Origin of the sequence: Aminobacter sp. LjRoot7, from assembly GCF_964252895.1 — a bacterium.
Taxonomy (GTDB): Bacteria; Pseudomonadota; Alphaproteobacteria; order Rhizobiales; family Rhizobiaceae; genus Aminobacter; species Aminobacter aminovorans_B.
Genome location: NZ_CAXUPX020000015.1, coordinates 66,810 through 81,459 on the forward strand (window position 1 = coordinate 66,810; position 14,650 = coordinate 81,459).

Annotated in this window: 15 protein-coding genes; 6 read left to right on the top strand and 9 right to left on the bottom strand. The window is 64.1% G+C overall.

All coding sequences use genetic code 11. From position 1 onward, the window contains the following. The first annotated feature begins 27 nt into the window (after window positions 1-27). Window positions 28-1,323, top strand: a complete 1,296-nt coding sequence (locus ACSQ3E_RS28290) for a lipopolysaccharide biosynthesis protein (protein WP_436125216.1) — start codon at window positions 28-30, stop codon at window positions 1,321-1,323. Between the two features lie 3 nt (window positions 1,324-1,326). On the opposite strand, the gene ACSQ3E_RS28295 is transcribed toward ACSQ3E_RS28290, so the two are convergent. The 3 genes from ACSQ3E_RS28295 to ACSQ3E_RS28305 are packed head-to-tail and all read right to left on the bottom strand — an operon-like array spanning window position 1,327 to window position 4,156. Next, entirely contained in the window at window positions 1,327-2,202 is an 876-nt protein-coding gene (locus ACSQ3E_RS28295) for a DUF6492 family protein (protein ID WP_436125233.1), read from the bottom strand. Between the two features lie 11 nt (window positions 2,203-2,213). Further along, window positions 2,214-2,978, bottom strand: a complete 765-nt coding sequence (locus ACSQ3E_RS28300) for a WecB/TagA/CpsF family glycosyltransferase (protein ID WP_310327857.1) — start codon at window positions 2,976-2,978, stop codon at window positions 2,214-2,216. A gap of 2 nt (window positions 2,979-2,980) precedes the next feature. Beyond that, window positions 2,981-4,156, bottom strand: coding sequence for a glycosyltransferase (locus ACSQ3E_RS28305; protein ID WP_436125234.1), 1,176 nt, complete (start codon window positions 4,154-4,156; stop codon window positions 2,981-2,983). A gap of 168 nt (window positions 4,157-4,324) precedes the next feature. On the opposite strand from ACSQ3E_RS28305, the gene ACSQ3E_RS28310 reads away from it, so the two are divergent. The 4 genes from ACSQ3E_RS28310 (at window position 4,325) to proC (ending at window position 8,646) form a co-directional block, all read left to right on the top strand. Further along, window positions 4,325-5,323, top strand: coding sequence for a glycosyltransferase family 2 protein (locus ACSQ3E_RS28310; protein WP_436125217.1), 999 nt, complete (start codon window positions 4,325-4,327; stop codon window positions 5,321-5,323). Next, window positions 5,292-6,605: an O-antigen ligase family protein gene (locus ACSQ3E_RS28315; protein ID WP_310327862.1), complete on the top strand. Its 1,314-nt coding sequence runs from the start codon at window positions 5,292-5,294 to the stop codon at window positions 6,603-6,605. Before ACSQ3E_RS28310 ends, ACSQ3E_RS28315 begins: the two co-directional genes overlap by 32 nt. Before the next feature lie 44 nt (window positions 6,606-6,649). Further along, a complete protein-coding gene (locus ACSQ3E_RS28320) occupies window positions 6,650-7,765 on the top strand; it encodes a metallophosphoesterase (protein ID WP_436125218.1) in 1,116 nt (371 codons plus the stop codon). Window positions 7,766-7,830: 65 nt separating this feature from the next. After that, complete coding sequence (proC, locus tag ACSQ3E_RS28325) at window positions 7,831-8,646, top strand: pyrroline-5-carboxylate reductase (RefSeq protein ID WP_310327867.1); 816 nt, start codon at window positions 7,831-7,833, stop codon at window positions 8,644-8,646. Here the strand turns inward: proC and ACSQ3E_RS28330 are convergent, their stop codons facing one another. The 4 genes from ACSQ3E_RS28330 to modA all read right to left on the bottom strand — a co-directional run bounded on the left by ACSQ3E_RS28330 (window position 8,647) and on the right by modA (window position 11,709). Continuing rightward, a complete protein-coding gene (locus ACSQ3E_RS28330; RefSeq protein ID WP_436125219.1) occupies window positions 8,647-8,988 on the bottom strand; it encodes a winged helix-turn-helix domain-containing protein in 342 nt (113 codons plus the stop codon). It abuts the gene before it with no gap. A gap of 13 nt (window positions 8,989-9,001) precedes the next feature. Continuing rightward, window positions 9,002-10,117 carry a molybdenum ABC transporter ATP-binding protein gene (modC, locus tag ACSQ3E_RS28335; protein WP_436125235.1) on the bottom strand — a complete coding sequence of 372 codons (1,116 nt, stop codon included), beginning with the start codon at window positions 10,115-10,117 and terminating at the stop codon, window positions 9,002-9,004. Then, window positions 10,114-10,809 carry a molybdate ABC transporter permease subunit gene (gene modB, locus ACSQ3E_RS28340; RefSeq protein ID WP_310327872.1) on the bottom strand — a complete coding sequence of 232 codons (696 nt, stop codon included), beginning with the start codon at window positions 10,807-10,809 and terminating at the stop codon, window positions 10,114-10,116. Before modB ends, modC begins: the two co-directional genes overlap by 4 nt. A gap of 99 nt (window positions 10,810-10,908) precedes the next feature. Next, a complete protein-coding gene (gene modA / locus ACSQ3E_RS28345) occupies window positions 10,909-11,709 on the bottom strand; it encodes a molybdate ABC transporter substrate-binding protein (protein WP_436125220.1) in 801 nt (266 codons plus the stop codon). Window positions 11,710-11,993: 284 nt separating this feature from the next. On the opposite strand from modA, the gene ACSQ3E_RS28350 reads away from it, so the two are divergent. Further along, window positions 11,994-12,845 (top strand): sulfite exporter TauE/SafE family protein, encoded by an 852-nt coding sequence (locus tag ACSQ3E_RS28350; RefSeq protein ID WP_436125221.1) that lies wholly within the window; start codon window positions 11,994-11,996, stop codon window positions 12,843-12,845. Window positions 12,846-12,900: 55 nt separating this feature from the next. Here ACSQ3E_RS28350 and ACSQ3E_RS28355 read toward each other — a convergent pair whose 3' ends face one another. Together ACSQ3E_RS28355 and ACSQ3E_RS28360 are read right to left on the bottom strand one after the other, a co-directional pair. After that, window positions 12,901-13,710 (bottom strand): CoA-transferase subunit beta, encoded by an 810-nt coding sequence (locus ACSQ3E_RS28355; RefSeq protein WP_436125222.1) that lies wholly within the window; start codon window positions 13,708-13,710, stop codon window positions 12,901-12,903. Beyond that, a complete protein-coding gene (locus ACSQ3E_RS28360; RefSeq protein WP_436125223.1) occupies window positions 13,707-14,564 on the bottom strand; it encodes a CoA transferase subunit A in 858 nt (285 codons plus the stop codon). The genes ACSQ3E_RS28355 and ACSQ3E_RS28360 overlap by 4 nt, the downstream gene beginning before the upstream one ends. Window positions 14,565-14,650: the final 86 nt, after the last annotated feature.

Here is a 14,650-nt window from a genome sequence, read left to right on the forward strand (position 1 = left end):
CTTTGGCTTTTATCGTTCAACTGGATCATGACCAAGGCGAACGACATATCGCGCACGACGTTGCGCCAGCGGATCGGCAGTTTCGTCGTGCAGCGGCAGGCGGTCCTGCGCGACTACTTCTCGGCGATCAGCGGCTCGATGGGCCGGCTGGTGTTTTCGCTGATTTATTTCATCGCGCTCGCCAACACGCTCTCGATCGCCGATTTCGGCCTGTTCGCCACCGCGTCCGCCGCAGGCGTCATGCTGTCGCGAACGCTGGCCTTTGGCTTCATCTCGGCTCTCTACCGCACCGCAACGATCCGGCCGCGGTTGATCGGCAGCTACACCGCGGGCTTCATGATGCTCGCCGGGCTGTCGCTTCCGGTACTGATTGCCGCCTCGGCGCTGACCTGGTTCCTGTTTTTTTCGACATCCATGCCGGCCGCCATCTTTGCAGCGGTCATCTTCGCCGAGGCGCTGTTGTGGCGGCCAGTCGAAGTGGCGATGATCGTCAACAACGGCCTCGGCCGCTTCGGCCGCGCGGCGGTGCTGGCGATCCTGACAGCCGCGATCAAGGCCGCTGCCGCCGCCCTGTTCGTTTTCTGGCCAAGCCATACAGTCGAAGCCTGGGCCGGGTTCTACATCGGCTTGAACCTCGTCTCGCTGGTCCTAGCCTTTGGCTTCTTCTACCCGCGCCAGCGGCTCAGACTGACGCCAGATCTCTACTGGCGGCGGCTGTCGGACTCGATCTATGTCGCCGGCGCCGAAGTGCTGTTTTATCTGCAGATGGAGTTCGACAAGCTGCTGGTTCTCGCCATGGGCGGCCCGCATCTCGCCGGCATCTATGCCATCGTCATGCGGCTGGTCGACCTGACCGCGATTCCGATCCGTACCTTCTCGATGATGCTTGTTCAGCGGATGATGCGCATGCCCGAGATGCTCGCCAAGCTGAAGGTCAAGATCGGCATCGAGGCCGGCATCCTGATCGTTTCGACCTCGGCCCTGCTGTTCCTCGCGGTGGTGCTGTATTTCTATCCCAACTTCCTTGGCCGCAATGTTTCCGAAGCAGCACCCCTGGTCGGACTGGCCCTGTTCGTGCCGGCCTTGCGCAATCTCGTCGAATATCACGCGGAGCTTTTGTTCGCGCGCGGCCAGACGCTGATCCGCGCCGCCAACCTCGCCATGCTGGCAGGCCTCAAGGCAGCGCTGCTGTCACTATTGCTGATGCGTGTCGCCGACACCGAAACGCTGGTGTGGATGCTGAACGGCATGTTCGCGCTGCTCTATCTGGCGTCGGCCACCGTCACCTACGCGGCGCTGCGGCGGCCGGCCAAGGCGATCTAAACCTCAGGCGGCGACAAGCCGGCGGATGCGGCCGAGATCGGTGCCAATGAAGGACTGCATGCCGATCGCCACCTGCTCGGGCGACATGGCGGCGACAAAGGCCTCGAACTGCGCGTCGGTCAGCGGCGTGCCGGTCCAATGGACGCGGCAGAACTCTTCTGCGCCGACATAATGCCCGGCACCACCGGCGACCTCGTCGGCGAAGCGGCCGTAGATCATGCATTCGGAGAACTTGCGCCGGGCGCACACCGCCTCGACCCAATGCCTCCCGCTGACCTGTTCGATGCGGGCGAGCATGTCGCGCACCGACGATCGGCGCCAGGCGATCAGCGTCGAGATGTAGTCATGCGACGAAATCTCGGGGGCGGCGATGCCGAGCACGGCAGCGGCGTTGGCCGACCAGATGTGATGGTTGTCGTGGCCCGGCTTCAGCAGCACGCCGTCGCGCCGGAATAGCCGGAGCTTGCCGTCGAGCCAGAACCGGGCGCAATCGAAAGGCCGGAGGAAGGCGACGTCGGAATCGACATAAGCAAGCGTTTCCTGCTCGATCCTTTCGGCGATCGCCATGCGCCTGAGTTGCTGGACATGCCAGCCGCGCAAAGGCGGCGCCTTGAGGCTCAGCCAGATGCGGCGCTTGAACAGGCTCGCCGGATCGGGGATGTCGCGCAGCCAGGACGGCAGGAGCTCCCGCTCGTCGATGACCGTGCGGCGCTTGCCCTCGAGTTGCCTAAACAGCGCGACGTCGCGGTGCTCGACCAGCAGATAGTGATGCGAAGCACCGGTGACATGGCGATCGACGGTCTCGCACAGCAGGCGGCAGCGTTCGAAATCGGCGGCGTAGCTCGCCGTGATCAGTGCCGCATCCGGGGCCGGAGACATGGCCTTGGCGTTCAAGACCGGTCTCCCCCGCCCAGCTTCTGGCGCAGCACGCGAAACAGGAACAGCGGGTTGCCGACGACATAGCGCCGCCACAGCCGGCCCGGCTCGATAAGCAGGCGGAACAGCCATTCAAGACGAAGCCGACGCATCCATAGAGGCGCGCGCGGAACCGAGCCGCTGAGGAAATCGAGCAGCGCGCCGACCGCGATCGGCAGCGTGCAATGTTCGGGACGCATGTGCCGGGCGATCCACATTTCCTGGCGCGGTACGCCCATGGCGACGAGCAGGATGTCGGGGCGCAGGCTGCCGATGGCGGCGACGATCCCGGGCTCTTCCTGGGCGGTGAAGAAGCCGTCGTGAACCACGACGATCTTGTGCTGCGGGGCAATCTGGCTGAGGCGCGCGGCTGCGCGTTCGGCATTGGCGCGTTTGGCGCCGAGCAGTGCCACGGTCAGCGGCTTGTCGCTCGCCTTCAAAAGGTCCGGCACAAAATCCGTGCCGTTCAGATTGTCCGGAAACGGCGCGCCATAGAGCCAGCGCGCAGCAATATCGACGCCGATGCCGTCGGCCAGCACCAGGAAATCGTTCAGGACGGCTGCAAACTCCTTGTCGGAACAAGCAATGTTAGCGTTGTGAGCGTTGAGGAAGCTGACCTTGGTGAAGGTCCTGTTCCTGATCATCCGCGTCAGCAGCGAAATCGCCTCGTCGCGCCGCAAGCTGGCGACCCGGATGCCGAGAATGCTGCGGTGAGATGGGGCCACTTCTGAAATCGTCATGCTCACGCCGCCACCTCGTGTGCGCTTGCGCCAAGCCGGGCAAGGCCACCTGCCACCGCCAGATCGAGAGCGGCTATCTGCCGGCGATGGAAATCTGAACCGTCGACATCAGCGATCTTCTGGTCGACGGTTTGTTCAAGCGCCCTGGCAAAGGCTACGGGATCGTCGGTCATGGTGCAATTGGCCGGCTTGTAGGCGATGCCGCGCAGCGAGTGCGCGGTTGCCACCGACGGCAGGCCGAGTTCGAACGTCTCGATCGTCTTGAGCTGGACGCCACTGCCCGAGGTGCTGACGAGCGGGATGACGGCGGCACCGCGCACGAAGGCCTGGGCATCGGGCACGCGCCCGACAAACTTGACGCCCGGATGCGGCGAGGACACACCAGCCGGAACACTGCCGGCGATATGGATGCGGAAATCGTTGCGCAAGTGCGGAACGACCTTGCCGAGGAACCAGTCGAGGCCGATGCGGTTCGGCTCCCAGGTCCAGGTGCCGATGAGCGCTGCATCGCAGCCGATGTTGCGCTTGCCCTGGAGTACCGGAAGCTTCGACCGCGTGACCAGTGGCAGCGCCACCGAGCGCGTGTCGGAGGCAACGCCCAATTCGGCGCGATCCTCCTCGGCGAGTGTGAAGACGAAGCGCGCATTGCGGCACAGACGTTTTTCGATGACTTCGAGCAGTTTTGCCTCGCGGCGAAACAGCAGGCGCTGAAAGGCGCCGTTTGCGGCACGCGAGTTCTCCGCCGCCGAGCGGAACTCGACATTGTGCGCGACGAAGATCGACGGCCGGTCCTGAAATAGGCTTTCGAACGCCGCGGCCATCTGCACCGAGTTGAGGATGTAGCCGTCGAACGGCCCCGCCGCTGCGATCGCCTGCCGCACTGTTTCGTCCGAGACGACGCGCAGCTTGGCCGAGGCGAATGTCAGCCCGGAGGCAACCGCGCTCGCCAGCCAGCCCAGCTTGCGCGGCAAGGGCGCGGCATCGGTGCGCACGTCAAGCGCGCCGAGCAGGATGGTGTTTTCAGGGTCCGACGGCGGCTTGCCCGGCCAACCGAAGCCAAGCACGGTTACCCGCACGCCGGCCCGGCGCAGCGCATCGATGATCGCCTGGTTGGCGATCTCGTAGCCCGACGACAGTGCTCCGTCAGGCACGATGGATGTGGCAAACAGCAGATGCATCACGACAAGTTCCTGCCTATGCCCTAACAAAGCGCGGTGAAGTCTTCATTAAGCAATTTCAGCCGCTTGTGGAACCTGCGCGACAATCCGCAGTTCGCTCACAGTGTGTTTAACCGACCGTTATGGCGCCCATGATAGCGAAGAGGCATCAATAACCGGCGGCTTCTCATGAATGCTATACCTCCGCTCAAGTCCGTGACCATTGCCGGCACTTCGCCTGCACTGGCTGTGGACGACGTCGAGGTGGTGGTCACGCTGCCAACCTTTCGCCGGCCGCAGCAAGTGCTGGCAACGCTCGATTCGCTCGCCAAACAAAAGACCGCGCGCCGATTCGCCGTCATCGTCATGGAGAATGACGACGAAGGCAACGGAGGCATGCGCGCAGCCCTGCCGCTGTTTGAAAGCGGGCAGATGACGGGGCTGGTCATCGTCGCGCATGAGCGCGGCAACTGCAGCGCCTACAATGCCGGCTGGCACACCGCCTTGCTGCGCTTCCCGAACTTCACCCGGCTCCTGGTCATCGACGACGACGAACTGGCCGATCCCTTGTGGCTCGAAACCATGTGCCTGGCCGCCGAACGCCTCGGCGTCGACATCGTCGGCGGGCCCCAGGTGCCTGTTTTCGCCGATCCGGCGCATCAGGTCTGGGCCACGCACCCGGTCTTTGCCCCGCCTTACGCCGTCACCGGCCAGGTCGGTGCGCTCTATTCTTCGGGCAACCTGCTGGTCAGCCGCAACGTTCTCTTGGCTATGGGCCCGCCCCACCTCGACCTGCGCTTCAACTTCATGGGCGGCGGCGATTCGGATTTCCTGAGCCGCTCGGCGCAGAAGGGCTTCAAGCTTGGCTGGTGCGCGGAAGCAAAACTGTTCGAGACGGTGCCGGCGCGGCGTACCGAGGCCGACTGGATCCGCGCGCGCGGCCTGCGCAACGGCGTCATCTCGACGCTCGTCGCCAAGAAGAAATATGCCGGCACGCCGTTTGCCAACACGCGCGTCTTCCTGAAAAGCCTGGCGCTGCTGGGCGCGTCGCCATTGCGCGCGCTGAAGCGCCTTGTCGAGACCGGCTCGCCGTCTGTAGCCGTGTATCCGATCCATGTGGCACTTGGCCGTGTGATGGCCGAGTTTGGGTATGCCAATGAGCAGTATCGTCAGCCCGAGAAGAACTGACGTAGCGCCGCTGACGGCGGCGTTCACGGCATCGGGCATCGCCACCGCGATCGCAGCGATGGTACTGACCATCGTCATCGTCTCGTTCAGGCCGTTCCAGCCGGCGGGCGCCAGCGGCACCGAAGGCGGCGACATCGTCAACCAGTTGGGTTTCGGTTCGGTCGGCGCCTTCGCCATGTTTGCACTGGCAACCATGGCCAATCCGGCCCGGCTTCGCGCCATTGCCGGGCTGCCCTGGTTCGTCTTGCTGTGCTTCTTCCTGATATCGGTCGCTGAAGCGACCGACCCCGCCGGCGCGTTCCGGGCGGCAAGCTTCACGCTCATCGGCATCCTCGCCATGGCGACAGTGCTCGCCTTGCCGCGCGATGGTGATTCCTTCTCGACGGTTCTGGTTTTCGCCGGCGCCGTCGTCGTCGGACTGAGTTATGCCGGCGTCATCCTCTATCCCAGCGTGGCGATCCATGGCGCCGACGGCTTCGAGCCCGAGCATTCCGGCCTGTGGCGCGGCGCCTTCAGCCACAAGAACATCGCGGCCCCCGTCATGGCCTGCTTCAGCTTCGCCGGCATCTACCTGATCCGCCGAAACTGGCGCTGGTCGGGCTATATCCTGCTCGCAATGTCGATGTTCTTCATGGTGCACACCGGATCGAAAACGACGGCCGGGCTGGTGCCGCTGTCGATCATGCTTGTGCTTTTGCCCGGAATGGTCGGCATGCGGCTCGGCACGCCGCTGCTGTTTGCACTGGCCGTCGTCGGCACGGCATTCGCAACGCTCGGTATCGTCTTCATCGAACCGCTGAAGCAACTCGCCGCGCACCATTTTCCCGAACTCACCTACACAGGGCGCACGACGGTCTGGGCCTTCGCCGGCGAGATGATCGCCAAGAAACCGTGGTTCGGATACGGCTATGAGAGCTTCTGGCGCACGCCACTGGTAACGGGCATCGGCCATGCCTACGACCAGGGCTGGGACATCCGCTTCATCGTGCACGGCCATAACGGCTATATCGACATAGCAGTGACCATGGGCCTGCCCGCGCTTGCCGCCGCCGTCTATGTCTTCCTGATCGCGCCGCTGCGCGACTACATGCGCATCCCGCTCTACAAGGAGAACGTCTTCCTCGGCGATTTCTTCATGATGGTGGTGCTGTTCACCGCGCTCAACGCCTTCCTTGAAAGCTTCTTCTTCCGCCGCATCGACCCGGTCTGGATGTTCTTCGTCTTCGGCGTCCTCGGGCTGCGGATGGTCTCGCGCATGGTCATCCACAAAAGCGCCAGCTGACAAACACGCTTGATCCGTCCTGGCGGCCAATCCATTCTCGTGCCATGGCCACCCTGGTTTCACGACGCCTGATGCTCGCCCAGACGCTGGGCCTCAGCGTCGCTTCGCTGCTCGGGACGTCTGCGGCGCGCAGCACCATTCGACCCCGAACCGACGCGACGTTCCTGTTTGCCGCCGATATCCACGCCTGCCGCATGGCGAGCGGTCTCAGCCCGAATTGCCAGGCCGAAGGCAAGACCGACCAGAACCTGCGCCGGCATATCGCGGCGCTGAACGAGGTTGGTGAATTCGCGTGGCCGCGCGAAATCGGCGGCGTGGCGAGCGGCCTGGCGAGCGCTGGCCAGAGGATCGGCCGACCGCTCGGACTTATCGTCGGTGGCGACATGACCGACGATGGCGGCGGCCAGGTGACCCAGCCGCACGAAGGCACCCAGCTCCTGCAGTTCAGCCAGCGCTACCAGAAGGGTGCCGGGCCGGACCGCGTGCATGTGCCTGTCTATGTCGGGCTCGGCAACCACGACCTCGACCAGGACGGCCCGCCACCACATGTCGACTGGTATCGGCGCGAGATGCGCGACTATGTCGAGATCAACCACCGCCCGAGCGTGTTCTTCAAGCCGCCAGTTCCGGCAGCCAACTACGACATGCTGTCCGACTGCTACTCCTGGGACTGGGGCGGACTGCACCTGGTGCAGACGCACCGCTTCGCCGGCGACACATCAAAGGGAGCCGTCAGCGCGCTCGACTGGCTGAAGCGGGATCTGGACGACAATGCCGGTGACGGGCGTCCGGTGATCCTGTTCCAGCACTATGGCTGGGATGCTTTCTCGACCGAGCGCTGGGACCCGGACGCCCACACATTCGACGACACCGGTAGCGGCAAGCCGCACTGGTGGAGCGACGACGACCGGCGCGCGCTGCTTTCGGCCATCGCGGGCCACAACGTGATCGGCGTCTTCCACGGCCACCAGCACGAGACGCCGATGATCTACAAGCGCGACGGGCTCGACCTGTTCAAGCCGAAGGCCGCCTTCATGGGCGGCTTCGCGCTTGTTCGCGTCACCGACGCCTTCATGGACGTGGTGCTTGCCGAAGCAGGCTCGCATGGCGGCATCACCTTCACCAATGCCTTCAGCAAGGTGCTGGACCACACACGCTGAAGTGGCGTTGCACCCTTCCGCATGGCTCCAAGACGGTCTATGTCAGTTGTGTTCGGAGGCTTTGCATGACCATCAGACTGATCCTCGCCGGCTGCGGCAACATGGGCTACGCCATGCTCACGGGCTGGCTCAATTCGGGCAAGCTCGCGCCCGAGGAAACTTTCGTTGTCGAGCCAAACGCGGAGCTTCGCGCCCGCGCCGCCGATCTCGGCAGCCGTGTTGCCTCGGAGGTTGGCGGCATTCCCGCCGATGCAGACCCTGAGATCGTGGTCATTGCCGTCAAGCCGCAGGTCATCCGCGAAGTCACCTCGGGATATCGCCGCTTCGGCAATGGCAAGGCGACCTTTGTCTCGGTCGCAGCGGGCACGCCGGTCGCGACCTTTGCCGACATTCTCGGCACACATACACCGATCGCGCGCTGCATGCCCAACACGCCGGCGGCCATCGGCAAGGGCATGATGGTTGTCTATTCCAACGACCACGTTACCGAAGCCGCCAAGGAGACTGTCGGCGACCTTCTTTCGGCCAGCGGCGAGGTCGCCACCATCGCCGACGAAGGCCTGATGGATGCGGTGACAGCCGTGTCCGGTTCCGGCCCGGCCTACATCTTCCACTTCATCGAGTGCCTGACGGCAGCAGCCGAAAACGCCGGCCTGCCGCCGAAGACGGCAGCGCTGCTTGCCATGCAGACCGTCTATGGCGCAGCAAACCTAGCCGCCGAAAGCCGTGAAGATCCGGCCGTGCTGCGCCGCCAGGTGACAAGCCCGAACGGCACGACGGCAGCAGCGCTTGGCGTTTTGATGGGTGACGACCGTCTGAAGATCCTGCTCACCGAAGCCGTCGAGGCGGCTCGGCTGCGCTCGATCGAACTCGGCAAATAACTACTTCGTGTCGGCTTCGGCCTGCAGCGCCTCGACATAGGGCGCTGCCGCCGCGTGGACCGCGCGCTCCATGTCGCGGAATTGGCGCACAACATTTTCGCCGACAGGCGTGAGCTCCGCACCACCGCCATGCTTGCCGCCGGTCTTGGCTGCTACAAGCGGCTTGCCGAACATATCCTTCATCTCTTCGACGAGGTCCCAGGCACGCTTGTAGGACATCTCCATGGCGCGCGCCGCTGCCGAGATCGAGCCGGTGGCGGCGATCTGCTCGAGCAGCTCGACCTTGCCCGGACCGAGACGTCCCGTCGGGTCGAGATAAAGTCGCAAGGTCAGAGATGGCATCGGCTCGCTCCAGTCAGTCGCTGGTTAGCACAAGCGGCGCCCCTGGAGAAAGATTGGCGCGGTCGAAAGCAACTGTCTTGATGACGGCGAACACCTCGCGCCCGACTGCGAGATGCAGCGTCTCGAAGGATTGGCGGGTGATGCGCGACACCAGCAGGTCGCCATGGCAGTCGAGCTTGAGATCGACCTGGGTCCCGTCGACCTGGCTGATCTCGGCGATGCGCCCCGGCAGGATGTTGAGTGCGCTGAGACCTTTCGGCCGTTCGGTCGCGATCATCACGTCGCGGGCGCGGATACGGACGCGCACCGCGGCACCCATCGGCCTGTCGATGCGGGGCACGCGCATTTCACCGGCACCGGCGCCAAGTACGGTCATGCCGAAGGCTTCGTCATGGCCGAGCACCTTCATGTCGAGCACGGCACCACCCTCGCCCACCTCTTCCGGCGGCAACAGGTCGAGCCGGCGCATGATCTCGCCCGTCGGGCCAGAGGCGGTCAGTTTGCCGTTGGTCATCACGACGATGTCGGTGGCAAGCCGCGCAACTTCGGCGATGGAATGGCTGACATAGACGATCGGGATCTTCGTCTCGTCGCGCAGCCGTTCGAGATAGGGCATGATTTCCGACTTGCGCGCGTCATCGAGCGAGGCCAGAGGCTCGTCCATCAAGAGCAGCCTGGGGCTTGCCAGCAGCGCCCGGCCGATGGCGACGCGCTGCTTTTCACCACCCGACAGCAGCGCCGGACGCCGCGCCAAGAGGTGGCCAATGCCAAGCATCTCGACGACCCGCTCGAACTCGGCATAACGCTCCGACTGCTGCGTGAACCAGCGGCCATAGAGCAGGTTCGAGCGCACGTTGAGATGCGGAAACAGCCGTGCATCCTGGAAGACGAAACCGACCCGGCGCCGGTGAACGGGCACGAAGCTGCGCGAAGCGGTGTCGACAAGTGTTCGTCCGTCGACGGCGATGCGTCCGCTGTCGGGCCGTATCAGCCCGGCGATAGCGTTGATGATCGAGGTCTTGCCCGACCCTGAGGGTCCGAACAAGGCGGTCAGTCGGCCGGCGCTTTCGATGCTGGCCTCGAGGTCGAACGCGCCAAGGCGATGGTGGATGTCAACGAGCAGCATCAGCCGGCATCCACGCGCTGGCCGATGCGGCGGGCGAAGATTTCGGAGACGACGAGCGCGATCATCGAAATGGCGATCGAGATCAGCGTCAGCCGCATGGCGCCTGCATCGCCGCCGGGAACCTGGGTGAAGGTGTAGATCGCCGATGGCAGCGTCTGCGTCTCGCCGGGAATGTTGGAAACGAAGGTGATGGTGGCGCCGAACTCACCCATCGCCTTGGCGAACGACAGGATCATGCCGGCAACGACGCCGGGCAGGATCAGCGGCAGCGTCACCGTCGCAAACACCCAGAGCGGGCTGGCACCAAGCGTGCCGGCCGCCGCTTCGAGGCGCCGGTCGACGGCCTCGATGGACAAGCGGATGGCCCGCACCATCAAGGGGAACCCCATGATCGCGCAGGCAAGGGCGGCACCGGTCCAGCGGAACGAAAAGACGATGCCGAAATACTGGTCGAGCAAGGAGCCGATCGGTCCGCGGCGTCCGAAGCTCAGCAACAGCAGATAGCCGGTGACGACGGGAGGCAGCACCAGCGGTAGATGGACGACGCCGTTGAGCAGCGACTTGCCCCAGAAATTGCCGCGCGCCAGCAACAGCGCGATACCGATGCCGAATGGCAGGCTGGCAGCCATCGCCCAAAGCCCGACCTTGATCGACAGGTGGACCGCGTTCCATTCGTCAGGCGTGAGGTCCAGCATTCCCCGCTCGCATCCCCTCAAAAAATCCGTCCCACCCCGCGATGCGGAATGGGACGTCAGTCACAAGATAGAGCCTAACCGATAGGGGTAAACCAGTCGCTATTGGACCGGCGCCAGCACGGTGAAGCCCTGGGCCTCGAAGAGTTCCTTGGCCTTGGCGGACTGAAGATATTTCACATACGCTTCCGCGTCTGCGTTCTTCGAGCCCGCCGTCACACCAACCGGATAGACGATGGGAGGATGCGTCTCTTCCGGGAAAAGGCCGACGATCTTGACACCCGGCTCGGCCGTGGCGTCGGTCTGGTAGACGATGCCGAGCGGGGCTTCGCCCGTCGACACCAGCTTGAGGGCAGCGCGCACGTTTTCTGCCTGGGCGATCTTGCCTTCGACCGACCCCCAGACGCCGAGCTTCTCGAGCGCTGCCTTGCCATACTTGCCCGCAGGCACAGCCTTGACGTCGCCCATGGCGAGGCGGCCTTCGCCAAGCAGGCCGGCGAGGTCAAAATTCGCCGCGATATCGGCCTTGGCGGCCGAATCCTTCGGCGCCACCAGCACGATGCGGTTGCCGAGCAGCTTCACCTCGGAGCCGTCCTTGATGAGCTTCTTGTCGGCGAGATACTTCATCCAGTCGAGGTCGGCCGACATGAACACGTCGGCCGGTGCGCCCTCTTCGATCTGCTTGGCCAGCGCCGAGCTCGCGGCATAGGAAGCGGTAGCAGTCTTGCCGCCCTCGGCCTTCCAGGCCGTGTCGACGGCGTCGAGCGCGTTCTTGAGGCTCGCTGCAGCAAACACCACGATGTCACCATCGGCGCGCGCGGCCGGCAGGCCAAGCGCCAGCACTGCGGCGAGACCACCAGCCATCGCGGCAAGCCGCACCCCAAAACTCCTACGCGTGAACATCAAAATTCCCTCCACCATCTTGTCCAGCCCATCGCGGGTCACGGATTCGTTATATTCTTACGGATATAACACTGGGCAGGCAACTACCCATCCAGGTGGTTTTGCGCGAAACAATTGTGTTGTTTTCGCCTGAGCTCGGCCCCACCTCTGGCCCTGCTTTCAGGGGGAGACTGGGCCGGCCCTTCATGTCATATGTCGCAGCGTCAATCGCGAGGGAGCACTGGGGCAGCCTCCACGCCCAAGGCGCACTTCGCACCATCACCACTTGCCAAGAGTTTCCCTACATGGCCGGCATATCGACGTTTGAAATCATCTGGCTCGCCATCGCGCTTCTCGGCGCCGGCGCCATCACCGGCCTGCTCGCCGGCGTCTTCGGCGTCGGCGGCGGCACCGTCATCGTGCCGGTGCTGTATGAGCTGTTCCAGACGGTCGGCGTGCCGGAGGAGGTGCGCATGCCGCTCTGCGTCGGCACCTCGCTTGCGATCATCATCCCTACGTCCATCCGCTCTTTCAACGCGCACCGTGCAAAGGGCGCGGTCGACATGGCGATCCTGAAACAGTGGGCGATCCCCGTCATCATAGGCGTCGCCATGGGCAGTGTGATCGCTCGCTACGCGCCGGCCGACCTGTTCAAAGCAGTGTTCGTGGTTGTCGCCGGCATCTCGGCGATCAGGCTTTTGTTCGGCAAGGATTCGTGGCGGCTCGGCCTGGACATGCCGGGCAAGATCGTCATGAACGTCTATGGCTGGGTCATCGGCGTGCTGTCGAGCCTGATGGGCATCGGTGGCGGCCAGCTCTCCAACCTGTTCATGACCTTTTACGGCCGGCCGATCCACCAGGCGGTGGCGACCTCGTCCGGCCTCGGCGTGCTGATCTCGATCCCCGGCGCGCTCGGCTACATCTACGCCGGCTGGCCGCGCGCGGCGGAGTATCCCGATGTCGCGGCGCTGCAGTTTCCGCTGTCGCTCGGCTATGTCTCGCTCGTCGGGCTGATCCTTTTCGTACCGACCAGCGTGCTGACCGCGCCGCTCGGAGCGAAGCTCGCTCATGCCCTGTCGAAGCGGAAGCTGGAGGTCGCCTTCGGCATCTTCCTGCTCTTGATCAGCCTGCGCTTCCTGTACAGCCTGATTGGCTGAGCAAACCAAAACGCCCGGCAATGCCGGGCGTTTTCATGAGCGGTGGGCATAGACCTCAGCCGTCCTTCGATCCTCTCTTTGCGCCAACCGCCTCGCCCTTGTGAGCGGCATCGGTGCGGACCTTGAGATCACGCAGCGTCTTCAGTTCCAGTTCGGTCGGCTCAGGCGTTTCCCCCAGCGTGTCGGCGAACTTGACGGTCCAGCCGCAGGTCTCCTGCACCTTGTCTCGGGTCACGCCGGGATGCAGCGAAACGACGGTGAGTTCCTTGGTCACCGGATCCGGCTTCCAGATCGCCAGATCGGTGATCAACAGCGTCGGGCCCTTGGTGTCGATGCCGAGGCGCTGGCGATGGTCGCCGCCGTCGCCGTGGCCAAAGGAGGTGTAGAAGTCGATCTTCTCGACCATGCCGCGCTTGGTCTGCGCCATGGTGATGTAGATCTCCTTCGACGACGTTGCGATCTCCGGTGCGCCGCCGCCACCCGGCAAGCGCGTCCTGGGGTGGGCGTAGTCGCCGATGACGGTCGTGTTGATGTTGCCGAACTTGTCGAGTTGGGCAGCACCCAAGAAACCGATCGAGATACGCCCGCCCTGCAGCCAGTAGCGGAACATCTCCGGCACCGAGACGGTCGTGACGGCGGTGTCGCACAGTTCGCCGTCGCCAATCGACAGCGGCAGCACGTCGGGTGACGTGCCGATAGTGCCCGATTCATAGATCAGCGTGATGTCGGGCGCATGGGTCAGGCGCGCCACGTTGCAGGCGGCCGATGGCGCGCCGATGCCGACGAAGCAGACATCGTCGCCCTTGAGTGCACGCGACGCAGCAATTGTCATCATTTCATTGGGGGTGAAGCCGAGTTCGCTCATGCTACGTTCCTCAGCTGTTCGACGCGGGCCGCAAAATCGTCGGCGCTCTTTTCGATGACGTTTGTCTGCATCCACTCGCTGAAGCGACCGCGGTCGGCAGATATCTCGTCCCATTCGAGATAGGACGCGTTGTCCCTGACGTAATAGCCATGCGCGTAGGACGGATGCGCGCCCCCGGGAACGACCGAGATCGCCGTCACCGACCAGTTCGGCAGCACGGTCAGGTTGGGGTGCAGGTCGTCGAAATTGTCGACCACTTCCTCGACCGTGACCACGGCGCGCCTGGCGGCTAGGGCTGCCTCTTTCTGGATGCCGATGATGCCTTCGACGAGCACGTCGCCTTTTTTGTTGGCCTTCTGGGCATGGATGAAGGTGACATCGGGACGAACCGACGGAACAGCCGCCAGCACCTCGCCGGTGAACGGGCAGGTCACCGTCCTGATGTTCGGATTCACCCTGGCGAGCTCGGCGCCGCGATAGCCGCGAAAGATGGCGCAAGGCAGCCCGGCGGCGCCCGCCTCATAGGCGTTGGCCATGGCGGCATGGCTGTGCTCCTCGATCTCCAGCGCATGCGGAAAACCATTCTCGACCGCATCGCGCAGGCGACGCAGCAGGCCGACGCCGGGATTGCCAGCGTAGGAGAAGATCACCTTCCTCGCCATGCCCATGCCGATCATCTGGTCGTAGATCAGGTCTGGCGTCATGCGCACCAGCGTTAGGTCCTTGAAGCCCTGGCGGATCGCCTCATGCGCGGCGGCGGTGGGGATGAGATGCGTGAACCCTTCGAAGGCCGCGGTGTCGCCGCTGTTGAGATTGTCGGCGACCGCCTGCGACAGGGGGAGGAACTTGGCCATGGCTTTTCGTCCCGTAAAGTCGAAACTTCGCGTTGCGGGTATCTGTTTTACATTATGCAGCGCGGGTTCGGACCACGCATTATCGG